The sequence below is a fragment of the Cylindrospermopsis curvispora GIHE-G1 genome (assembly GCF_014489415.1).
Lineage (GTDB): Bacteria > Cyanobacteriota > Cyanobacteriia > Cyanobacteriales > Nostocaceae > Raphidiopsis > Raphidiopsis curvispora_A.
Map to the genome: position 1 here is coordinate 2848732 of NZ_CP060822.1, position 20927 is coordinate 2869658.

Genomic DNA, 20927 nt, shown 5'->3' on the forward strand with positions numbered 1-20927 from the left:
GTATTAAATCTAGGCGTATACGAGCATGTCCCCGAAATCAGAATCCCCAGTTTCTTCTCCTAATGTCTTGGCAATGTTAGAGAAAGAAGCCAAACTTGTCACTACCAAAAAAGTTCTGTTAGTTTTAGCAATTGCTGTGGCCCTTATTGCCTCCTATCTACAAAGTGAATTAAATTTCTTGGTGCTTCTGCAACGTGGAGACAATATGGTGGAGTATGTTAAATCATATTTTCTACCAGACTTTTCCGACTGGGGATATTACTTTTCTGAAACTGTAATTACAATTTCTATGGGACTCTGGGGAACCCTAATGGCGGCGATCGTTTCTGTTCCCTTATCCATCCTAGCATCCAATAATATGTGCCCAATATGGATTGTGCAACCAACAAGACGAATATTAGATGCCATGCGTGCTATTAATGAAATAGTGTTTGCATTGATATTTGTAGTGGCAGTGGGGTTGGGTCCCTTTGCAGGGGTGTTGTCCTTATTTGTACACACCACTGGAGTATTAGGTAAATTGTTCTCCGAAGCGGTAGAATCTATTGAACCAGGTCCAGTGGATGGGATTAGAGCTACTGGTGCTAGTCACATTCAAGAGGTCATTTATGGTGTGATTCCCCAGGTTATGCCTTTGTGGACTTCTTTCACGCTTTATAGATTTGAATCTAATGTCCGCTCCGCTTCTGTTCTGGGCATAGTGGGAGCTGGTGGCATAGGTGTTTCACTTTATCAAAGCTTTGGCGCTTTCCAATATCAAAAAGTCTGTGCGATTTTAATTGTTTTAGTAGCAGCTACAGCTATAATTGATTTATTATCTGCTAAGATAAGAAATTGGTTAGTCTAGTTCAACCACGGATGAAATAAAACCAGATTTCGTAAAAAAAGAATGAACTAGGCGGCAAATATCCGGAGCATGAGTATTAACAAAGTCATGTTCAGCACCTGGGATAACATAAAAAGCGGTTTGGGGAATGGTTTTTGCATAGGTTTCACTGTGCCATTGGGGAATAGTAGTATCATTTTCCGCAGCAATAACTATTGTTGGTGTGGAAATTTGATGGATATGTTTTTCCACCGTATTCAGAGCATTTGTTGCTTTTAATATGCTGTTTAACATAGCAGCAGCACTGGGTTGAGTCATCAGCATATGACGTGCTTGGGCAATTTTTTGGTAACCATTCCTGTTCCCGCTAAAGTAGGCAAAAGGTTTATATAGGGCGATCGCCAAATCCACAAGTTTTGTCTGCCAAAGTAGTGGTTTAAGGTGGTCATAGCGTCCAACAAAACCATCATCACGAATACCTGCGGGGCCAATTAAACCTAAACCGTGTAGACTAAATGAGTAATGAACAGCATATGCTGAAGCGATCCATGCACCGTAGGAATAACCAGCTAAATAAAACTTTTGTAGTTGAAGATTATCTACAAATTGCTTGAGAAAAGCAACTTGGTCCTCAATTAAATAATTAATTTTGGGTTTATTGGATTTAGAACAGTCACCAAAGCCTAACAGTTCTAAGCTAAAACATTGAAATTGAGATTGTAATTGGTCCACCAGACAATTTAGGGATGACGCATCACCGAAAAACCCATGTAATAAAACTAATGGTTCACCTTTACCTTTAAGGGTGTAGGCGGCCTGATAATCATCAAGTTTAAGGAATTGTTTCATATTTAATAATTTTTAATAACTAAAATTGTCAAATATAACCGGGGCGCAGTCCACCACAGGTTGTTGAGTTGAGATAGCTTGTTCAATAATGGCGATCGCCTGATTAATACCTCCAGAATGGTTAATTTCCTGTTGAAATTGTCGGGCACGATCTCGATAGCTGGGGACCTCTAAAACCCGTTTTACCTTTTCACGTAATTTCTGCACTGTTAATTGTTTTAATTCGAGGAATTCGCCGCAACCAGACCATTGAATTCTAGCTGCGATACCTGGTTGATCATTAGTAATAGGAATAGCCAGGAGAGGAACACCATGAGTCAAAGATTCAAGAGTGGTATTCATACCTCCATGAGTAATTGTTAAACTCGCTCGCTGGAGTAGTTCAATTTGAGGAGCATAACGAACAACCAGGGGATGACCCGGTAGGGGTGGTAGATCTTCAGGATTAGCAGAACCACCCAGAGAAATCACTAATTGAATATCCAAATTCTCACAAGCTGCAGCAATGGTTTGAAAGGTATTTTTCAGGCGATTTTGCAATGTTCCCATGGAGGCATAAATTAGGGGTTTATCAGATAATTTTTCCCAGGGAAAATCAACAAATTTGCGGCTTGTTGTGGTATGAAATGGTCCAGTAAAATGAAAGTTATCAGGCAAGGTTTTTCGGGGATATTCCAGAGATTTTGGTTGATGACAGATAATTGCCAGGGAAGAATCAAAAGTTGTTGGTATGGGCAACTGATTATTTTTTAAAAACTGGTTTGCTGGTTCGTGGATAATTTTTCCTATCAAAGAACCTACATAATTAGTCAATTGATTTCTCAATTTGAAAAACCATGAGTCACCATATTGCCATGTTGTAAAAACAGGTGGAATTCCAGCTTCTTGGTTAAATGGTAAAGCACTACAGACTGTAACATAGGGAATATTCAAAATTTTGGCGATCGCCACTGCTTCGGTACTGGTTTGATCAATGACCATTCCATCCAGGTTGAGATCTTTACAGGCGATCGCCCCATCTTGGAGAACCATATATGAAACGTGTCGAAAGATTCCTATGGTGTAAAGTAGAGCGGATAGACCTTCTCTTTTACCCAAGGTTTCAAAGATTTTCTCTATACTCCCTTGGGGAAAGGATTCCATGGCCACTGGAAAAAAATGAATACCAAGTGCTTCAACTCTTGCTTGAGCATCGGGTATACCTACAAAGGTTACCCTGTGACCTTTTAGGAGTAAGGCTTCACCAATCGGTAACATGGTATTTAGATGGCCTGTTTCAACCGGGCAATATAAACCAATATGCATAACTAATATATCTGTCCCCAGTTTACCTTTTCCCGTTCACTTGGGAAACCGAGATAATTTTATAAGTACCAGATGTGGATTCAGGAATACCCTTGGGAATAGGTTTAACTATTTGGAGCTGGGCTTTTCCCATGCATGGCTTATTGCGCTTACAGATACTAATAATTTTTTTACCCACAGGGGATTGGGTTTCAAAGAAATAAACTAGTGTGTCTCCACTTTCTTTACCAAAATAAAAAACATGGGAGTGGGTTTTACCAATCTGGAGATTCCCGTTAAATTCTCCTGCAAATTTCTCCTGAGCGAACAACTCTCCTGCGTTTAGCGCAATTACGGTTGTTGGCAATAATGCCCAAAGTATTTTCATCACCAATATACCAGTAAAATTTACTTCAACAACAGTACCACGGTTCCATCCTACAATTGCCAATTTTCTCAAACAGGTCTGAAAACCAATAAAATTGTGGTGACATCAATGGGGTATTAAGGACCTGCATACAATATTGTCACAACTAGACTTTTAATTTAAAATAAGTTTTGTGAATACACATGCGATCGCACTTCCTGTGTACAATAACGAAATAGGTTAGAATGGAAGATATTTTTACCTAAGGTTATAGACTTATGAGTAGCGAAAACATTACACTTGCGGATATTTTTGCCCTATTTAAAGAAAGCGAAAGACAACGAGAAGTAGAACAACTTCTATATCAAGAACGTCAACGGGAATATGAACAACGTCAACGAGAATATGAACAACGCCAAAGAAAACATGAAGAAGAGATGGACCAATTCCGTATATCTATGGAAGAAACTAGGAAGATGGTGGCTGAAACTAATAAGCATATGGGATCCATCACTAGTAGATGGGGTGAGTTTGTAGAAAACTTAGTTAGACCTGCTGCGGTGCGATTATTTAAAGAACAGGGTATTGATGTCCACTATACCTCCCTTCAGGTAAAAGCTCATGATTATGCAGGTTCCATAGAAATTGATATTTGGGCAGAAAATGATGGTCAAATTGTAGCTATTGAAGTTAAGTCTCACTTAAAGGTACGAGATATTAAACGATTTATAAAAGTACTTGATCGGTTCAAGGATGTATTTCCTAAATATAAAAAATATAAGCTTTATGGAGCAGTGGCGGGTATTAAAGTGGATGAAAAAGCAGATCAATACGCCTTAGAACAAGGTCTATTTCTAATCCGTCCAGCGGGAGATTCGGTAGCTATTGACGTGAAAAAGGATTTTCAAGCCAAGGTGTGGTAGGTCACAATCATTACCAACTTGGCACGTCTACCCAGGTTCTGGAATGAGATGATTGATGACACAGATCCATCAACAGTTGGGAATAAACTCCCTGTTTCAATGACGGAACAATCTCCTTTTGGGTTTCTATTCCATTCACCCATTGGTCTACAACTCGCAAAAATGCACTAATCCTACCATCAGTGTAGTCTTGGGGAAATAATAATTGTTTAGGAATCTCCAATTCGGTGAAACTTCCCCCAATTTCACAACCCCAAACTCTAAACCCATAAATATAATCCTTTTGATTCTCACTCGCTATAATTAATGTCCCTTTGTCTCCATACACTTCGATAGCATGAGTTCTCTTGGCTTGCACTACTGCACTAATACAAACTTGACAAGGTATTCCTTTCTCTAACTCTAATGAAATTAAACAATTATCATCACTATTCACTACCTTTAACTCTCCATCCACCGGATCTCTTCTTTGGGTAATTGCTGTGGTTAAATAGGCGTTAAGTCTTATTACCTCTCCAAATAACCAGCTAATATAATCAAAAGCATGGGAACCTAAAGAACCTAAAGCTCCACCACCTTGCTCTCTTTGGGAATACCAATTCCAAGGACGATCTGTGTTAGCACGAGATGACCCTAACCAATCAATTTTAATTAGTCTAATATTTCCTACATAGTTGTTATTTAATAACTGATGTAAATATTGCCATGCTGGAACAAAACGAAATTCAAAATCTACCGTGGCAATAATGTTTTTTTGCTTTGCTAGTTGATATAGTTCCTTAGCTTGAGTTACATTTAGGGTGGTCGGTTTTTCTAATAAGAGGTGTTTACCCGCTGCTAATACTTGTTTACCCATGGAGTAATGTAAAAACGGTGGTGTGGATATACTCACCGCTTGCACTTCTGGTAATGCCAAAATTTCTTCTAGATTGTCGCTATGGTGGGGGATATTATAAGCTCTTGCTAAAGAATGGGCCTGCTTAATATCTCTGTGATAAATGCTGAGTATTTTAGTTTTGTGATGGGAACTAAATGCAGGAATATGTACTTTTTGTCCGAATCCGCTCCCAACTATTGCTACGCCAATCATAATTTTAGTTTTTAGATTTGTTTTAACAACTTTTGTCCCCATTCCCCCTCTACTAATTAACTACTTGTGCACCATGACTACGAGGATCGTCTTGATTGATTGAAGCTGGAGTGGAAAACTGAGAAGCTCTGCCATTCATTTGAGCATAGGGAAGGGGAGAACCTGTGATTAATGCGTCTAAGTTACTATCCATAATGGTGCGGGGTGTATCACCAATCGCTTCAGCTATGGTTTCCCCCTGGTTACCTAAAAAGACGAAGTGGGGTATGCCATCTACTCGATATTTAAGCATTTCTGGTAGCCATTTACTGTTATCCACATTCAACATGACAAAATTCATCTTGTCACCATATTTATCTTTCAATTTTGCTATGTCCGATGCCATCTTTTGGCAAACTGTACACCAGTCAGCGTAAAATTCTACTAGACTGGGTCGATTGTTGGTTATGGCCATTTCTAAAGGGGTAGATGCTTGGTCTAGTTCCTGAAGGGAAACCGCACTGGTTTGGTTTCTCAGTCCTAAAAATAAGAGTCCAGTGAGGGCGATCGCTACAATTACTATGAGTAAGTTTCTGACCCGATTTCCCAGGGTTGACTGGGTGGAGGTGTTTGGGTTGGGATCAAGGGGTGCATCTGGAATCATGGTTTATTTATTAATAATTATTAAGCAATTAGGCATTTTCCAGATCTAGTCTATCAAATTTAGCCAAATGTGGTTTTTTCTATGAAGAAACGAGTGACCCTGACTTTTCCTAAACGTGCGATCCAGATCCCTGTTACTTACCGACTGGCGAGGGATTTTAACGTAGCTGCTAACATTATCCGCGCTCAGGTTGCTCCTAATCAAATTGGTAAACTGGTGGTCGAATTATCGGGTGATATTGACCAGTTAGATGCAGCTATTGACTGGATGCGATCGCAACATATTGCTGTTTCTCATAATTTGGGTGAAATAGTTATTGATGATCAACTATGTGTTGACTGTGGACTGTGTACGGGAGTTTGTCCCACGGAGGCATTATCTTTGAATCGAGAAACATACAAACTAACATTCACGCGATCGCGGTGTATTGTCTGTGAGCAGTGTATTTCTTCTTGTCCATTACAAGCTATTTCGACTAATTTATGAAACTAGATAAAGTATCTATAAAAACATTATCCGTGACCAGCTTAGGATACTTGGGGCATCAAGCATTGACAAAAATCGCTGAGAAAACCCTTGAATATGAAAAATCGGTCAAAAAAGACAAGGACCCCAGGGCATTACATCAAATGCGAGTAGGAATGCGTCGTTTACGTACTGCCATTACCAGTTTTAGTTCTTTTTTAGATCTACCTTCATCCGTGAATGATCAAAGTATTGGTAAAATTGCCAGAACTTTAGGAAAACTCAGGGATTTAGATGTGTTAAAAGAAATTCTAGAGCAGGACTATCAACCATACCTATCACCCCGTCAACAAACTTACTTGAAAAAGGCTTTTTCTGTTATATCACAGGAGCGAGAATCAGTCTGTTTATCGGTGCAGAAAATCTTCAAATCTGAACTATATAAATCCTTTAAACAAGACTTGCTGGAGTGGCTAAAAAGCCCGATGTACAATCCTTTAGCTGAATTACAAATTCAGCAAGCAGTACCAGAACTCCTTCTACCACAAATCAGTAGATTTCTATTACATCCAGGGTGGATGATTGGTATAGAAACCCTAGATCCAGCTGGAATTACATCAGTAAAATGGAATCCTGAAGAGCTAGAAAAAAACCTACAAATCCAGGGAGAAATTCTTCATGACCTGCGAAAACATGCCAAAAGAGTGCGCTATCAAATAGATCTATTTGACAACCTATACCAACACTCCTTCACACAGGAGCTTGGCCAAATCAAACAAGTTCAAGAAATTTTAGGTAATCTCCAAGATAGCATGGTTTTAAACCAGTGGTTGGTAGATATCTTTAAATCAGAAGGTGAATCCAGTTTAACTGAAATGATGACCCTGCTAGCTACTAATCGCTATCAATTATGGCAGCAGTGGCAACCCTTACAAATGGAATTTTTAAAAACAGAGACCAGAAAGAATTTATACCTAACAGCATTACACCTGCAGTAATTTCCATCGGAAGATCTCCCGAGATTTATCACCTTGGAAGCTAGTAGGGGTCACGATCAAATTTACCCCGCTTAACACTTCTGAAATAATATCCGGTGGATGGTGGGTGCTTTAAATTGAAGATTTCACCTCGAATCAAACGCCAAATTTTATACTCGTAGTAAGTTAGGGGTTGACCGGGTTGACAGACTTGAGGAGGATGATCTCCTAACACGAAATAGACTGCACCCCTTCCCACTACTTTAGCCATACCATTTTTATCTACTAATAAAGATGTTTGCTCACTAATAGCTATGCCTAAAGCATCCGTAGATATACCATCTTGTATTTGTCGCGCAATAAAAACCATAATTCTCCCCATACGTTTACGTTCATCAAAATGAGTGTCAATTATAGTTCTTTTTAAATGCTTCCATTGGAAAAAGTTATAAGTAAAGGTGATATTTCTGTAGGGATCATTGAGCGCTTCCCAAGTTTCAATACTCTCCTCGCAAGCACAAGAATCATAAACAAACTCGCTTTGAATCATTGCTCCTGCACTTGTTCCACCCACTGCTCCCCCCTTATCATAAACTGATTTGATTGCAGCTTCCAATTTGGTATTTTTCCAGTGACGTATATATTCACATTGATCCCCACCTGCAAAGAAAATTACTCCAGCGTTTCTGACCTGATCAAAAATATCATTTCTATTGGCTTCTTGTCGGTTTTTAACAATTAGGGTTTTTACATAATTTACTCCCCGCATGCGATAAATTAGTTCGTTGTAGTTATCATTTCCACTAGCACGAATCACTAAAACATTCACTTTTTGGTTAGAGTTGTCACCACCCCTAACTTGATTGATCATCCATTGAATTGCATCGTCCACATCCACACCACCACCCCCTAAATTATGTACTGGTCCAGCTAGTTGGGGTTGAGTATGGGAAGACTTATTGTATGCAGGATAGGACGTTACTCCTTCCCTGTCTATTTTCTCCAGGTAGCGCTTGAAGTTAGCTGTTAGGTGGGATAGGAGGGAGGTTCCCATCTTCAACAAGATATCAATTGCTGTTTTCAACCATTTGGCCATACTCGGAAGTTGCAAACACCTATTATTTCTAATTATCTCCAATTATCTTTAAATCTTGCACTTCCCCACAGAAATTCCCACCGTAAGGTATTAGTGTTTTTTGAACCTTCCAGTTGGTATCCTACCAATCAATTTGCGATCGCTCTTTTAATACTTTCTCATAAACCTCAACGGTTTTTTGGGCCAATTGTGTCCAGCAAAAACGGCGCTCCAACTCCTGATATGCATTATCTACTAACCATTTTCCATAACCGGGATTTTTCAAAACTTCTAAGATTCCCCGTGCTAATGAGCGGGGATTATTTACCTGAGTGATAATTCCTGTTTTTGTATGTTCAATAACTTCCGGGAAACCACCAGTATCCGATACTATCACTGGTACTCTCGCAGCAAAACTCTCTAAGGCCACAATGCCAAAGGGTTCATATAAACTGGGGAAAACCGCACAATCAGCTAGGGTTTGAAATTTATCTAAATAATCATCAGAAAGGAAACCTGTGAAATAACATTTGTCCCAAATTCCTAAATCCCAAGCTTGTTGTTTTAAATGATCCGTATTCCCACCACCAATGATCACAAATTTAACATAACCACCCATTTCCCAGAGAATTTGAGGAGCAGCGTTGAGTAATACAGGTATGCCCTTTTCGTGGGTTATTCTCCCAACATAATACACTATTTTTTCATGATCAGCTGCAAATTGCCGACGAAAATTTTGGGCATGAAAATCCCGATGATGACGTTTTTTCTCCGGACGAATCCCATTATAAATTATGTCTATTTTATCTGGGGGACTTTGCAAAGCTCTGATCACTTCCTTTTGCATATATTCAGTGCAAACAATAATCCGCCAAGCATTATATGCCAATTCATTTTCTTTACTATGAACATAGTTTTGGATATCATTATGAATCCCGTTACATCTTCCATATTCTGTTGCATGAATGGTAGCAACTAAAGGAATTTTGAAATTGTGTTTTAGGGCGATCGCCGCATCTCCTACTAACCAATCATGGGCATGAATAATATCAAAATATCCTTCCTTAATTAATTTACCACCGTAATGACCCATACTCTGATTTAAATTGACTATCCAGTGAAAAAAATCATGGCTATGGGCTACTGGTACTCGGTGGACATAAATACCTTCCACCACTTCATAAGGGGATGCTTGTTTCACGTCGGGTGTAATTAGGTGAATTTCATGTCCTAACTTCACCAGTTCTGGGTACAGCTCTCCCACATGACGAGCAATACCTCCAACTATCCTTGGTGGAAATTCCCAACTTAGTACCAGTATCTTCATTCTTTTGACTCCCCGATACTTTACAAAAATTCAAATAACTAACAGGAATTTGAGACTTTATTTTTTATCAACCTCTGATCTGGTTTTTGGCTCTCTAGGTCTCACAAAACGCTACACCAATAATATAGCTTTAGCCATAAAACCTAGGATGGGTTTTGATTTTCCTCATGCTTTGTTTATAGTCTGCTCATAGTTTTTATCCACTTTCCAGGTAGGTGAGTATGGAGTCAGGAATTTTCGGGGGATTTTGCTCCCCCTCCCTTGGGTAACTTTTTGATGCTTGATACACACACCAATTGATCTCATATTGACTAGCTTTGATCTAACTTTAACACCGCCATAAAAGCTTCTTGAGGTACATCCACCGTCCCTACAGCCTTCATCCGTTTCTTACCCTTAGCTTGTTTTTGCAAGAGCTTTTTCTTACGGCTAATATCACCACCATAGCACTTAGCCAAAACATCCTTTCTCAAAGCGGGAATGTGTTCACTAGCAATCACTTTACTACCTATAGCAGCTTGGATAGGAACTTTAAACTGATGACGTGGAATTAATTCCTTCAATTTTTCGGCCATGGATCTACCCACATTGTAGGCTTTATCTCGGTGAACGATCATTGCTAGGGAGTCTACCGGGTCACCATTGATCATAATATCCAATTTTACCAAAGGATTTTCACGGTAGCCAATTAGATGATATTCCATACTAGCATAGCCACGGGATCGGGACTTCATCTGATCAAAAAAGTCCGTCACTACTTCAGCTAGAGGAAGTTCGTATGTAAGAGTGGTTCTACCTTGGGTAAGATATTTCATATCCTTAAACACACCCCGACGATTTTGTGATAACTCCATTAGAGTTCCCACAAAGGTTTCTGGAGTAATCATTTCTACTTGCACGTAGGGTTCTTCTATTCTTTCTCGATCATTAGGTGCTGGTAGGTGGCTTGGATTATCAATATAGAGTTCCTCACCCTTAATAGTAATTACCTTATAAACCACGGAAGGAGCAGTAATAATCAAATCCAGATTATATTCCCGTTCTAACCGCTCCTGCACAATTTCCATGTGCAGTAAACCTAAAAACCCACATCGGAAGCCAAATCCCATGGCACTGGAAGTTTCTGGTTCATATTGCAAAGCCGCATCATTCAATCTTAGCTTTTCTAAAGCCTCCCGCAAGTCTTCAAATTGGTCTGCATCTATGGGAAACATACCACAAAACACCATGGGATTAGCTTCAGTATAACCTGGCAAAGCTTCAGCAGCTTTAGCCTTTGCTAATGTAATAGTATCACCTACTCGTGCATCAGCTACCGCTTTAATCGCCGCAGCTAGATAACCTACCTCCCCTGCGTGCAATTCTTCTACCTGGGTTTGGTTGGGACAAAGAACTCCTAACTCGTCAATTTCATATTCCTTATCGGAGGCCATCAAATAAATGCGATCGCCTTTTTTGACTGTGCCATCCATTACCCGGAAATAAACTATTACTCCCCGGTAGCTATCATAATAGCTATCAAAGATCAAGGCCCTTAATCGTTGACTAACAGTATCAGCTGCTGGGGGTACGCGCTCGACTATAGCCTCTAAAATTTCTGGAATACCTATTCCTTCTTTAGCGGAGGCTAAAATTGCCCCACTACAATCTAGTCCAATAATTTCCTCAATTTCTCCAATGACCCGATCTGGTTCTGCTCCCGGTAAATCAATTTTATTTAACACGGGGATAATTTCCAGATCATGTTCCAAGGCCAGGTACACATTGGCCAAGGTTTGGGCCTCTACCCCCTGGGAAGCATCAACTACCAATAAAGCACCTTCACAAGCAGCTAAAGAGCGTGAAACTTCATAGGAAAAGTCTACATGACCAGGAGTGTCAATTAAGTTCAACACATACTGCTGTCCATCCTTAGCGGTATAATTCATGCGGGCAGCTTGTAGCTTAATTGTAATGCCACGCTCCCGTTCTAGATCCATATTATCTAGGAACTGCTCTTTCATTTGTCGGTCTTCTACGGTCCCAGTGGCCTGCAGTAAACGATCAGCCAGGGTGGACTTCCCATGATCTATATGAGCGATAATACAGAAGTTGCGAATGCGAATGGCGGGAACCTCAGTCATATACCATCTTTGCTTGATTAGCAGTCAAAATTTAAAAGTATTCACTTCATGTATTTTAATGCTTTATTGGGCAATGGGTAATACATGATTGGCAATTCCCCCTCTTCTCTACTAAATCGGTAAATTGATTTTCAGGATATGATGTCACTGGATATAAAAACTGCCAGTTACAAATTGGTTATCTGGGGTTGGGCAATGTTGGGCAATTTTTTTGGGAATATAAACCTATGAATATGGAAAAACATCACAATAAAGCGGATAATACAAACGCCGAAAAAATAGAAATAGCATTACGTCTGGACTCGGAATTGATCGCTCAGATTCAACATCTCACCAATGACCCCAGTAAGGTCATAGAGGTTGCTATTCGTCAGTGGTTACGGGGAGATTTTCCCAGGGATGATGAACTGACTCGTACTCCCATGCGCACCCCTGTCCCCCCCAGGGGTGAATGGAATGATTGAGTCTAGACTTTCAACTACCCTACTATAAGAAAAATCGGGTAAGCTTAAAGCTATCCCCTACTAAACAGGTATCAAAACCATGGAACTAACTCTTGAAAACGTTGAAACTGTACTAGATGAAATGCGACCCTACTTAATGTCTGATGGGGGCAATGTGGAAGTGGTAGAATTAGATGGACCAATTGTGAAACTACGTTTACAAGGAGCTTGTGGTTCTTGTCCTAGTTCTACTATGACCCTAAGAATGGGTATTGAACGCCGTCTCAGAGAAGAGATTCCTGAAATTAGCGAAGTAGAACAGGTCATTTAAGAGCTAATGTAAAATTGCAAGAGGCACAAGGGATGCGTTGGTAAGCTAATTCCCATCATCCCCCGCCCTTCCTATTTGACTTTCTACTGGGCTTTTGCATCACATTCTAGCGCCTTTTTTTGCATGGTTCTGAAGATGTTGTAAAAACCATTGGCCCGGGAAGGTGTGAGACTAACGTTTAATCCCGTTGCCTGGATAAATTCGGGGTTTAGTTGTATAATTTCTTTAGGAGTTAATCCATTTAGTCCTTCTATTAACAGTGCTAATAATCCCTTGGTTAGCTGAGAATCTGAATCTCCTGCAAAAATTACCTTCCTGTCATTAAGTGTAGCTGTAACATATACCTGAGAAACACAACCGGGAACTTTGTTTTCTGGTACTTTGTTTGCTTGGGCAAACTCAGGTAGTTTCTGTGCATACCAAATTAGCTGTTCATAGCGGCGCTTAGGATCGGAAGCACGTTGAAATCTTTGAACGATCTTCCCCAGAGCTGGTGGTAAGGAATCAGGACTCAAGGACATAGTAAATTGAGAAAGTGATTTAGTGAAACCAACTGTGGGCAGTTGATCATATAATTTTACTGGATTGATATGGACATTCCTGCAACTTCATGCGGAATGTCAGCCCTTATTATCTGTTCACATCACTGAAGGAGAATATCTAGTGTTAACTTCCGCCCTGCTCGCTGTTACCGCAACTGCTCCCCTAACCTGGAGCCCCACCGTTGGCATTATCATGTTGGTGGCTAATATTTTTGCTGCTGCTTTCGGTAAATTTACCATTGAGTACCCCAGCGCACCTCCCTCTACACCATCTCCTAATTTCTTTGGCGGGTTCGGTTTACCAGCAGTTCTGGCAACCACTGCTTTTGGTCATATCCTCGGCGCAGGTGTGATATTAGGACTTCACAGCATCGGTAAAATTTAAGTTCTAGTACTCTCCCAAACATTGATAGTAGCTCAACAATACCTTAATAATGGTCTTGCCCTAGCCACTATCAAGCTTGGGGCTGACTACTGAGCAATAGCCCACTTGGAAGTTTATTAGGGTGGTTCTAGGACATGGATTGGATTATATAGTCAAAGTATGGTTGGGTAGCTGCTGCATCTTCTCCACTTAATAGGTCTAAAGACGCTTGTTTGAGGCAACTAATCGCTTCTACCATACCCGGTACTGGCACACCCAGGGAATTGTACATTTCCCGCACACCAATTAGACCAATCTTTTCAATGGGCTCTTTGTCCCCTGCTAAAACTCCATAAGTGATTAGACGTAAGTACCATCCAAAATCACGGATACATAGAGAACGCTGTTTATCACCGTAGGCATTGCCACCAGGAGAAATAAAGTCAGGGCGCTTCTGCCAAAGTTTTTTGGTGGCTTCCTGAACAATCTTTTTTTCGTTTTCCGCTAGGGTAGCAGCGATTCTTGTTCGCTGAACTCCTGTTTGAAAAAAATCTTTGATGCTTTTGAGTTCGCCACTGCTAGGATAACGCAGCTCATCATCAGCTTGGAGAATAACTTGGCTAATTACAGTCATGATTATGTAGTCACGGAAAATATATTATTTCCTATTTTAACCATTTTCGGGTACAGAATTAAGCTTCTCCGGTCTAAAGACACGGAGATTTCTGAAGAGTCCATAAACGAACTTTCTGAGGCTGGCTTAAACAGCCTCTACTGATTCTGCTAAAATTAATTCTTAGCATCACCGCTACTTTAAGTTGATTTCGAAAGTATAGCTCAGATAAGACTTACTTGTCAATAGCAGCCACAAAATAACATAAAGACAACACTGGAATATTGAAGAACCGCATCACGGTTAAATATCAAGGCGAATAAATTCGCCGTTGGCACTTCCTGTCTAAAGCCAAGTGGCTTCCGTGCCTTTCGGCGATTTTCTTGTGAACGGTATAGTTGGTATTATTAAGTAAAATGTAGTAATGAATAATGAATAATAATGATATAGTTTGGCAACAGGGAAAAATTATAGAGCTGGAAATTTCCGATCTCAACGACAATGGGGAAGGAGTGGGAAGGTTTGAAGGTAGGGTTGTTTTTGTACCCGATACTGTGGTGGGCGATCGCTTGCTGGTTCGTTTACTCAGGGTGAAGAATAAATATGCCCATGGTGTTGTCACAGCTATTTTCCAACCTTCTTTGCAAAGGACTCGTCCTCAATGTATTGTCGCTGATAAATGTGGTGGCTGTCAATGGCAACACATAAATTATGAATATCAATTACAGGTTAAGCAACACCAGGTAATTCAGGCTTTAGAAAGAATCGGCAATTTTGTTAACCCACCAGTAGCACCAGTGTTAACCACAAATTCACCCTTGGGTTATCGTAACAAAGCTACTTATCCTATAAAAGTCTCATCTACAGGACAAGTTCAAGCTGGTTACTATCAAAAAGGCAGTCATTTACTAATCAATTTAAATCAGTGTCCAGTACAAGACCCTCGATTAAATCCCCTGTTGACAGAAATTAAACAGGATATTCAAAAGCAAGGTTGGTCAGTATATGATGAGAACCGTCATCAAGGGGAAATTCGCCATCTGGGTTTACGGATTGGCCGTTATACGGGGGAAATTCTGTTGACCCTGGTAGTCAAAAATGGTCAGTTACCAGGAATTGAAACCCAAGCACATCAATGGTTACAGCGTTACCCTCAACTGGTGGGAATTTGTTTGAATCATAACGGCGATCGCACGAATGCCATATTTGGAAAGGTAACAACCTGCATTGCAGGAGTCCCTTATATCAGGGAACGATTTGCTGGACTGGAATTTAAGGTGCGACCGGACACTTTTTTTCAAGTTTACACCGAAACAGCAGAAGCACTTCTGGAAGTGATTCAATCACAACTTAATTTACAGGGAGATGAAATTCTTGTTGATGCTTATTGCGGTATTGGTACTTTAACTCTACCACTCGCAAAACAAGCACGTCAAACTATTGGCTTAGAAATACAACCAGAAGCAGTAGAGCAAGCTATATACAATGCTCAACATAACGGGATCACTAATGCCAAATTCCAAATAGGAGCAGTAGAGGATATTTTACCCAAATTAGAGACACTGCCAGACATTGTCCTTCTTGATCCACCACGCAAGGGATGTGAACCTACAGTGCTAGAGTCCTTACTAAAGCTAAAACCTAAGAAAATAGCTTACATAAGTTGTAAAGCATCCACTTTATCTCGTGACTTGGGTTTATTATGCGCCAGTGGAGAGTATAAACTAAAAAAAGTGCAACCAGCGGACTTTTTCCCTCAGACACCCCACGTGGAAACAGTGGCCTTTCTAGAAAGTTAAGCTTCTCCGGTCTGAAGACACGGAGATTTCTGAAGAGTCCATAAACGAACTTTCTGAGGCTGGCTTAAACAACCTCTACTGATTCCGCTAAGATCAATTCCTAGCATCACCGCTACTTTTTTCAAAATATTAGCAGCACCATTACAGTCCGCATTAATTTTGAACCCATCAGAAGTTTCATATACTCCACGACTAACTCGTTTCCCGCTTGCTTCCCACCCTTCGGGTTTTTCACCGAATTTAGGTATATTGTCGCAATCAAAAAACGATGATTGAGAAGTGTATGATTCTTCTGTTTCAATAAAATCTATTCCGTATTGTTTACATAATTGAGCAATACGGTCTTTTAATCTTGCTGTGGGAATTTGGACAAACTTCTGATTGTTTTTAGACCCCAAATCAATACTATCTTTTTGTCCTTTATTCCATCCAAAAACAATAGCACCAATCTTATTTTCAATACAGTGGTTAACGACTATTCTTGCAGCTTTGTTAACTGCATCACGCATTTGTCGGTTTCTTTAGATGTTATTAAAAGGTATATTGAAGATCCGCATCACGGTTAAATATCAAGGCGAATAAATTCGCCGTTGACACTTCCTGTCTAAAGCCAAGTGGCTTCCGTGCCTTTCGGCGATTTTCTTGTGAACCAACAGAAAAACGGAAAATCTTTGAAAGACCACTAGACTATTGAGTAATAGCAATGCTAAAATCAAAGCAAGGTAGGAAGGGTACACCTGGTTACCTTGGGCCGGCCCACCCTCTTCACTAACAAGTGTTCCCAAACCCTTTTGCTAGCTGGAGAGTGCGGTTTTGGTTTGCCTGGTCGCAATTCATATTACAAATTAGTTTTATGTTTTTATTAGAGTTAAAAGTGTAGTTAAGCTTAAGATTCGAAGAAGCGCGTATTGAAACAGCGAATTAATGTCTAGCTAACCAGAGGCTACGGGGTTTCTCTTGTGATTACCATTTCTTTTAAACCGTGCTCGTGGGGTACTATTAGTTTTGCCTCAACCCTTTATTTATGTCCCATACTAGATCTATTATTAGCAGATATTCCCAAAAATCTACAGCCAGAAATTAGGCTAGGACTACAAGAAGCCCTAGTGAATGCAGCCAAGCATGGGAATAATCTGGATCCTAGTAAACTGGTGGTGGTACGTTTTTCCTTCACAGATGATCAGTATTGGTGGATCATATCAGACCAGGGGAATGGATTTACACCCTGTTGTCGCAAACTGGGCGATCCCAGTGATTATTTACCACCAGATGAATCAGAGAGCGGGAGGGGTATGGGCTTATTACATCAAATATTTGATCAGGTAGAATGGAACCATAAAGGCACAGAACTAAGACTGTGCAAGCACGTAGAAATTAGGAGGTTTTGGCATACAAACCTGGTTCCGGTTTTGGGCTATAAGTGACGACTGGGACAAGGGGGAGCGGATATGGACTTATCCAACCAACCCAAAGCCTGATTTAACCTAGCTTGAGCTTCCAAAGGTTCATTTTTGACCAAGAATACCATTGCCGCAGCCACAAGCTCACTAGCCCGGGCATTGCGGTGAGATTTGAGACGATGCCAATCTTCGGGGGAGATGCTTAATTTTGCCATCAAAGCTTGAGCCAATTCCAGGGTGCTGTAATTATTTAACTCAGTGTTTAAAGACATAATACTTAGGGCCTAATATACAAAAGTAGAAGAGTTATGATATTTGACCATTATAGCGAATAATCCAACACCAGTCTATAACCAATGACTAACTCAGAGGAAAACTATCAACGAGACATTGAGCAACAACTAGAGCAATTAGACAAAGAACTGATGCTGTTAAAACAAAGATATACTCAAATACAAAGGGATCAACAAAAAAAAGCTGAATGGCAACAAAAAGCTAAAGATATTCAACAGAATAAAAACCAGACTAGGGAAATGCGACTTGAGTTGAGGCGTATAGAAAAAGAGATAGAACTAATAGAAATTAACTTAGAAAGTAAATTAATTTCTTGGAGAAGTCTAAACAAACCCTTTTGGCAAGTTATTCGATTTGGTGGTCTAGGCATTCTTATAGGTTGGTGGTTAAAATCATGGATGTGAGCCATTAGTAGCAAGCTCTAATGCGCACAGCAAAGCTATATAAAAGAACCCAGTTGTAGAAAATGATTGAACATCGAATTGCCACAATACTAAGAAGTAGTCAACCTGAAGAAACCCTAGTAGTACATGGTTGGGTAAGAACTAAACGAGAACTTAAGGGATTTACCTTTTTAGAAATTAATGATGGTTCATGTTTAGCCAACTTACAGATAGTTATTAATCAGGATCTACCCCACTACCAGACAATCATAAAACAAATAAATACAGGTGCTTCGGTGGAAGTTGGGGGAGTCTTAGTTGCATCCCAAGGGAAGGGACAGAGAATAGAGCTAAAAGCGGAAGCTGTACAAGTGTACGGGGACGCGGATCCAGAAACTTATCCTTTACAAAAGAAACGTCATTCCTTTGAGTTTTTGAGAAGTATTGCCCACCTACGTAGTAGAACCAACTCCTTTGGGGCGGTATTTCGGGTGAGAAATGCTTGTGCGACTGCCATACATCAGTTTTTCCAACAGAGGGGTTTTATGTGGGTCCACACCCCCATTTTAACTGCTAGTGATTGTGAAGGAGCAGGAGAATTATTTAGCGTCACCAGCTTGAATTTGCAAGATATTCCCCGGAAAGAGAACCAAGAGGTTGATTACAGTCAAGATTTTTTTGGTAAACCCACCTATTTAACAGTGAGTGGGCAATTAGAAGCAGAAATTATGGCCATGGCATTTACCAACGTTTATACCTTTGGACCAACATTTAGAGCAGAAAATTCTCACACTTCTAGACATTTGGCAGAGTTTTGGATGGTAGAGCCAGAAATGGCCTTTTGCGACTTAGAAGGTGATATGAACTTAGCAGAAGAATTTCTTAAACATATTTTCCGATATGTGATGGAAAACTGTGAACAAGATATGGAGTTTTTCAATCAAAGAATTGACAACACCGTATTAGAGACAGCGGAAAATATTGTTAACAACCAGTTTGAGAGATTGAGCTATACAGATGCCATCCAAATTTTAGAGAAAGCAGAAGTCAAATTTGATTACCCGGTAGAATGGGGCTTAGATTTGCAGTCAGAACACGAGCGTTACCTAGCAGAGCAGCTTTTTAAAAAGCCAGTAATTGTTACGGATTATCCTGCACAAATCAAGGCATTTTATATGAAATTAAATAATGATGAGAAAACCGTACGTGCCATGGATATTTTAGCTCCTAAAATAGGGGAAATTATTGGTGGTTCCCAAAGGGAAGAAAGACTGGATATTTTAGAGAGAAGGGTTTTAGCCCAGGGGATGAAACCAGAAGATTTATGGTGGTATTTGGATCTACGTCGTTACGGAACCGTACCCCATGCGGGTTTTGGTTTAGGATTTGAAAGGTTAGTTCAATTTATGACGGGTATGGGAAATATTAGAGATGTCATTCCCTTTCCTCGTACGCCACAGAGTGCAGAGTTTTAATTTGGATACAACTTATTTAGGGTACGTTGATTATGGCGTGGGATAACCCCACACCTTCCATTTCACCCTAAATACTACTTAATCTTGCTGATATATCAAAAGCGGATTCTATATAATCCAATAGTATGAACTCGTATTCTTGAGTAGACAAACTAGCCAATCCTTTTGGTTGGATTACCTGGTTTTTAGGAATAGACTTTTTATAAAAAACACTAGCTAGGTCAAAGCGACAAGAGTAGTCTGCTTTGTCTGGATGGTTAGTTAAAAACATTTCGGCCGCGATCAAGATTTTCCTTTGTTTGTTCGTGGTAACCGATTCTTTCCCTCCCGCATCCCAATTACCAGCGCTACGGGTTTTCACCTCTACAAAGGCGATGAGGGGTGTTCTGCGATTAATATCTGTTGGTGTTGGTGTAAGAGTTTTATTATCATACTGGGCAATAATATCCACCTCACCCCAAAGACAAGAAAAACGACGATGGAGAATTTGCCAACCGTTGGATTTTAACCATTGGGTCACTAGATCTTCTCCTGTGAGACCAATTTTGCCATAATTAGATGAAGGAAGTTTAGACATCAATTACAATTCAGGTGATTACTAATCCATTCTTATGAATATTAAACGAGTTTTTAAAAATCAGATTTTTCTAGTGATCCTCAGTTTATCGTTGTTGGTAATCATACCCCTAACTTGTTTAGTAGGTATAACATCAACAGCTTTAGCACTAGAATACAACAAAGAAATTTTGATCGGAGCAAATTTTTCCCAAAGGGACTTAAGAGATTCTAGTTTTACCAAAGCCAATCTTCGTCAAAGTGATTTTAGTGGTTCTAATCTCAGCGGGGTCAGTTTCTTTGCTGCTAATCTCGAATCAGCAAATTTCACTGGTGCTGATTTAACCAATGCCACTTTAGATTCTGCACGTTTTATTAGAGCTAATTTGACTAATGCTATTTTAGAAGGTGCATTTGCAGCTAGTGCTAAATTTGATGGTGCAATTATTGTAGGTGCGGACTTTACTGATGTGTTGTTACGTCGTGATGAACAAAATAAACTATGTGAAGTAGCAAAGGGAATTAACCCCACTACAGGTAGAGATACAAGAGAGACTCTACTTTGTCGGTAGTGTACCACTCAAAATAAACTTGGAATTATCTGTATGATATTATGATATAGTGTCCTGGGATTTGCCTAACAATATATTCATTTAGAGTGTAACTAGGGGCTAAAAGCTCAAAGGAAATGCGAGAAACAAACGTTGAAACATCTAAATAGGTACTCCCAACCTTGCACTTTCGTTAGCGATCGCCAGATAAAATTGAGAAACTAGGTT

Annotated in this window: 25 protein-coding genes; 12 read left to right on the forward strand and 13 right to left on the reverse strand. The window is 39.9% G+C overall.

Translation table 11 applies throughout. The annotated features are described in order from the left end of the window. The first annotated feature begins 25 nt into the window (after positions 1-25). Positions 26-847 (forward strand): phosphonate ABC transporter, permease protein PhnE, encoded by an 822-nt coding sequence (phnE, locus tag IAR63_RS12635; RefSeq protein ID WP_187705513.1) that lies wholly within the window; start codon positions 26-28, stop codon positions 845-847. On the opposite strand, the gene IAR63_RS12640 is transcribed toward phnE, so the two are convergent. The 3 genes from IAR63_RS12640 to IAR63_RS12650 form a co-directional block, all read right to left on the reverse strand. After that, positions 839-1675: an alpha/beta fold hydrolase gene (locus tag IAR63_RS12640; RefSeq protein WP_187705514.1), complete on the reverse strand. Its 837-nt coding sequence runs from the start codon at positions 1673-1675 to the stop codon at positions 839-841. The genes phnE and IAR63_RS12640 overlap by 9 nt on opposite strands. Before the next feature lie 12 nt (positions 1676-1687). After that, on the reverse strand, positions 1688-2932 hold the full coding sequence (locus IAR63_RS12645) for a glycosyltransferase (protein ID WP_235678262.1): 1245 nt from the start codon (positions 2930-2932) through the stop codon (positions 1688-1690). Between the two features lie 70 nt (positions 2933-3002). Continuing rightward, the gene (locus IAR63_RS12650) at positions 3003-3347 is read right to left on the reverse strand and encodes a hypothetical protein (RefSeq protein WP_187705516.1); all 345 of its coding nucleotides are present in this window, start codon (positions 3345-3347) and stop codon (positions 3003-3005) included. Positions 3348-3604: 257 nt separating this feature from the next. On the opposite strand from IAR63_RS12650, the gene IAR63_RS12655 reads away from it, so the two are divergent. Beyond that, positions 3605-4249: a DUF8196 domain-containing protein gene (locus tag IAR63_RS12655; RefSeq protein ID WP_006277706.1), complete on the forward strand. Its 645-nt coding sequence runs from the start codon at positions 3605-3607 to the stop codon at positions 4247-4249. A 10-nt stretch (positions 4250-4259) separates the two neighbouring features. Here the strand turns inward: IAR63_RS12655 and IAR63_RS12660 are convergent, their stop codons facing one another. Then, the gene (locus tag IAR63_RS12660; protein ID WP_187705517.1) at positions 4260-5339 is read right to left on the reverse strand and encodes a Gfo/Idh/MocA family protein; all 1080 of its coding nucleotides are present in this window, start codon (positions 5337-5339) and stop codon (positions 4260-4262) included. 52 nt (positions 5340-5391) lie between these two features. Then, positions 5392-5982: a thioredoxin family protein gene (locus tag IAR63_RS12665; protein WP_187705518.1), complete on the reverse strand. Its 591-nt coding sequence runs from the start codon at positions 5980-5982 to the stop codon at positions 5392-5394. Positions 5983-6063: 81 nt separating this feature from the next. Between IAR63_RS12665 and IAR63_RS12670 the strand changes: the two genes are divergently transcribed. Continuing rightward, positions 6064-6468 (forward strand): NIL domain-containing protein, encoded by a 405-nt coding sequence (locus IAR63_RS12670; protein WP_006277702.1) that lies wholly within the window; start codon positions 6064-6066, stop codon positions 6466-6468. Then, on the forward strand, positions 6465-7445 hold the full coding sequence (locus IAR63_RS12675; protein WP_187705519.1) for a CHAD domain-containing protein: 981 nt from the start codon (positions 6465-6467) through the stop codon (positions 7443-7445). The genes IAR63_RS12670 and IAR63_RS12675 overlap by 4 nt, the downstream gene beginning before the upstream one ends. 40 nt (positions 7446-7485) lie before the next feature. Here IAR63_RS12675 and IAR63_RS12680 read toward each other — a convergent pair whose 3' ends face one another. The 3 genes from IAR63_RS12680 to lepA form a co-directional block, all read right to left on the reverse strand. Next, positions 7486-8520, reverse strand: coding sequence for a cyanophycinase (locus IAR63_RS12680; protein ID WP_187705520.1), 1035 nt, complete (start codon positions 8518-8520; stop codon positions 7486-7488). A gap of 121 nt (positions 8521-8641) precedes the next feature. Further along, complete coding sequence (locus tag IAR63_RS12685) at positions 8642-9826, reverse strand: glycosyltransferase family 4 protein (protein ID WP_187705521.1); 1185 nt, start codon at positions 9824-9826, stop codon at positions 8642-8644. Positions 9827-10137: 311 nt separating this feature from the next. Continuing rightward, entirely contained in the window at positions 10138-11949 is a 1812-nt protein-coding gene (lepA, locus tag IAR63_RS12690) for a translation elongation factor 4 (RefSeq protein ID WP_187705522.1), read from the reverse strand. 227 nt (positions 11950-12176) lie between these two features. On the opposite strand from lepA, the gene IAR63_RS12695 reads away from it, so the two are divergent. Together IAR63_RS12695 and IAR63_RS12700 are read left to right on the forward strand one after the other, a co-directional pair. Further along, on the forward strand, positions 12177-12413 hold the full coding sequence (locus tag IAR63_RS12695; protein WP_168730143.1) for a hypothetical protein: 237 nt from the start codon (positions 12177-12179) through the stop codon (positions 12411-12413). 79 nt (positions 12414-12492) lie between these two features. Then, positions 12493-12723 (forward strand): NifU family protein, encoded by a 231-nt coding sequence (locus IAR63_RS12700; protein WP_187705523.1) that lies wholly within the window; start codon positions 12493-12495, stop codon positions 12721-12723. Positions 12724-12806: 83 nt separating this feature from the next. On the opposite strand, the gene IAR63_RS12705 is transcribed toward IAR63_RS12700, so the two are convergent. After that, positions 12807-13244 carry a SufE family protein gene (locus IAR63_RS12705; protein ID WP_187705524.1) on the reverse strand — a complete coding sequence of 146 codons (438 nt, stop codon included), beginning with the start codon at positions 13242-13244 and terminating at the stop codon, positions 12807-12809. A 142-nt stretch (positions 13245-13386) separates the two neighbouring features. Here IAR63_RS12705 and psaK point away from each other — a divergent pair, with 142 nt between their 5' ends. Continuing rightward, the gene (gene psaK / locus IAR63_RS12710; protein ID WP_061546427.1) at positions 13387-13650 is read left to right on the forward strand and encodes a photosystem I reaction center subunit PsaK; all 264 of its coding nucleotides are present in this window, start codon (positions 13387-13389) and stop codon (positions 13648-13650) included. A 127-nt stretch (positions 13651-13777) separates the two neighbouring features. Here the strand turns inward: psaK and apcD are convergent, their stop codons facing one another. Continuing rightward, positions 13778-14263, reverse strand: a complete 486-nt coding sequence (gene apcD / locus IAR63_RS12715; protein WP_006277680.1) for an allophycocyanin subunit alpha-B — start codon at positions 14261-14263, stop codon at positions 13778-13780. A 410-nt stretch (positions 14264-14673) separates the two neighbouring features. Between apcD and rlmD the strand changes: the two genes are divergently transcribed. Then, on the forward strand, positions 14674-16041 hold the full coding sequence (gene rlmD, locus IAR63_RS12720; protein WP_187705525.1) for a 23S rRNA (uracil(1939)-C(5))-methyltransferase RlmD: 1368 nt from the start codon (positions 14674-14676) through the stop codon (positions 16039-16041). Here the strand turns inward: rlmD and IAR63_RS12725 are convergent. After that, positions 16038-16550, reverse strand: coding sequence for an IS200/IS605 family accessory protein TnpB-related protein (locus IAR63_RS12725; protein WP_258316307.1), 513 nt, complete (start codon positions 16548-16550; stop codon positions 16038-16040). The two genes, rlmD and IAR63_RS12725, sit on opposite strands and share 4 nt — an antisense overlap. 450 nt (positions 16551-17000) lie before the next feature. Here IAR63_RS12725 and IAR63_RS12730 point away from each other — a divergent pair, with 450 nt between their 5' ends. Further along, positions 17001-17465, forward strand: a complete 465-nt coding sequence (locus IAR63_RS12730; protein WP_187705526.1) for an ATP-binding protein — start codon at positions 17001-17003, stop codon at positions 17463-17465. Here the strand turns inward: IAR63_RS12730 and IAR63_RS12735 are convergent. Then, positions 17456-17713 (reverse strand): DUF6439 family protein, encoded by a 258-nt coding sequence (locus IAR63_RS12735; RefSeq protein WP_187705527.1) that lies wholly within the window; start codon positions 17711-17713, stop codon positions 17456-17458. The genes IAR63_RS12730 and IAR63_RS12735 overlap by 10 nt on opposite strands. An 84-nt stretch (positions 17714-17797) precedes the next feature. Between IAR63_RS12735 and IAR63_RS12740 the strand changes: the two genes are divergently transcribed. Both IAR63_RS12740 and asnS read left to right on the forward strand, forming a co-directional pair. Beyond that, positions 17798-18139, forward strand: coding sequence for a sll0565 family protein (locus tag IAR63_RS12740; protein ID WP_187705528.1), 342 nt, complete (start codon positions 17798-17800; stop codon positions 18137-18139). 62 nt (positions 18140-18201) lie between these two features. Beyond that, complete coding sequence (gene asnS, locus IAR63_RS12745) at positions 18202-19593, forward strand: asparagine--tRNA ligase (RefSeq protein ID WP_187705529.1); 1392 nt, start codon at positions 18202-18204, stop codon at positions 19591-19593. Between the two features lie 67 nt (positions 19594-19660). On the opposite strand, the gene IAR63_RS12750 is transcribed toward asnS, so the two are convergent. Further along, positions 19661-20170: a YraN family protein gene (locus tag IAR63_RS12750; protein ID WP_187705530.1), complete on the reverse strand. Its 510-nt coding sequence runs from the start codon at positions 20168-20170 to the stop codon at positions 19661-19663. Between the two features lie 34 nt (positions 20171-20204). On the opposite strand from IAR63_RS12750, the gene IAR63_RS12755 reads away from it, so the two are divergent. After that, positions 20205-20720 carry a pentapeptide repeat-containing protein gene (locus tag IAR63_RS12755; protein ID WP_115538466.1) on the forward strand — a complete coding sequence of 172 codons (516 nt, stop codon included), beginning with the start codon at positions 20205-20207 and terminating at the stop codon, positions 20718-20720. Positions 20721-20927 lie beyond the last annotated feature (207 nt).

Excerpts from the sequence above, each read along its gene's own strand:
- phnE (WP_187705513.1), top strand. The coding sequence starts at position 26 with ATGTCCCCGAAATCAGAATCCCCAGTTTCTTCTCCTAATGTCTTGGCA.
- IAR63_RS12640 (WP_187705514.1), bottom strand. The coding sequence starts at position 1,675 with ATGAAACAATTCCTTAAACTTGATGATTATCAGGCCGCCTACACCCTT.
- IAR63_RS12645 (WP_235678262.1), bottom strand. The coding sequence starts at position 2,932 with ATGTTACCGATTGGTGAAGCCTTACTCCTAAAAGGTCACAGGGTAACC.
- IAR63_RS12650 (WP_187705516.1), bottom strand. The coding sequence starts at position 3,347 with ATGAAAATACTTTGGGCATTATTGCCAACAACCGTAATTGCGCTAAAC.
- IAR63_RS12655 (WP_006277706.1), top strand. The coding sequence starts at position 3,605 with ATGAGTAGCGAAAACATTACACTTGCGGATATTTTTGCCCTATTTAAA.
- IAR63_RS12660 (WP_187705517.1), bottom strand. The coding sequence starts at position 5,339 with ATGATTGGCGTAGCAATAGTTGGGAGCGGATTCGGACAAAAAGTACAT.
- IAR63_RS12665 (WP_187705518.1), bottom strand. The coding sequence starts at position 5,982 with ATGATTCCAGATGCACCCCTTGATCCCAACCCAAACACCTCCACCCAG.
- IAR63_RS12670 (WP_006277702.1), top strand. The coding sequence starts at position 6,064 with ATGAAGAAACGAGTGACCCTGACTTTTCCTAAACGTGCGATCCAGATC.
- IAR63_RS12675 (WP_187705519.1), top strand. The coding sequence starts at position 6,465 with ATGAAACTAGATAAAGTATCTATAAAAACATTATCCGTGACCAGCTTA.
- IAR63_RS12680 (WP_187705520.1), bottom strand. The coding sequence starts at position 8,520 with ATGGCCAAATGGTTGAAAACAGCAATTGATATCTTGTTGAAGATGGGA.
- IAR63_RS12685 (WP_187705521.1), bottom strand. The coding sequence starts at position 9,826 with ATGAAGATACTGGTACTAAGTTGGGAATTTCCACCAAGGATAGTTGGA.
- lepA (WP_187705522.1), bottom strand. The coding sequence starts at position 11,949 with ATGACTGAGGTTCCCGCCATTCGCATTCGCAACTTCTGTATTATCGCT.
- IAR63_RS12695 (WP_168730143.1), top strand. The coding sequence starts at position 12,177 with ATGAATATGGAAAAACATCACAATAAAGCGGATAATACAAACGCCGAA.
- IAR63_RS12700 (WP_187705523.1), top strand. The coding sequence starts at position 12,493 with ATGGAACTAACTCTTGAAAACGTTGAAACTGTACTAGATGAAATGCGA.
- IAR63_RS12705 (WP_187705524.1), bottom strand. The coding sequence starts at position 13,244 with ATGTCCTTGAGTCCTGATTCCTTACCACCAGCTCTGGGGAAGATCGTT.
- apcD (WP_006277680.1), bottom strand. The coding sequence starts at position 14,263 with ATGACTGTAATTAGCCAAGTTATTCTCCAAGCTGATGATGAGCTGCGT.
- rlmD (WP_187705525.1), top strand. The coding sequence starts at position 14,674 with ATGAATAATAATGATATAGTTTGGCAACAGGGAAAAATTATAGAGCTG.
- IAR63_RS12725 (WP_258316307.1), bottom strand. The coding sequence starts at position 16,550 with ATGCGTGATGCAGTTAACAAAGCTGCAAGAATAGTCGTTAACCACTGT.
- IAR63_RS12735 (WP_187705527.1), bottom strand. The coding sequence starts at position 17,713 with ATGTCTTTAAACACTGAGTTAAATAATTACAGCACCCTGGAATTGGCT.
- IAR63_RS12740 (WP_187705528.1), top strand. The coding sequence starts at position 17,798 with ATGACTAACTCAGAGGAAAACTATCAACGAGACATTGAGCAACAACTA.
- asnS (WP_187705529.1), top strand. The coding sequence starts at position 18,202 with ATGATTGAACATCGAATTGCCACAATACTAAGAAGTAGTCAACCTGAA.
- IAR63_RS12750 (WP_187705530.1), bottom strand. The coding sequence starts at position 20,170 with ATGTCTAAACTTCCTTCATCTAATTATGGCAAAATTGGTCTCACAGGA.
- IAR63_RS12755 (WP_115538466.1), top strand. The coding sequence starts at position 20,205 with ATGAATATTAAACGAGTTTTTAAAAATCAGATTTTTCTAGTGATCCTC.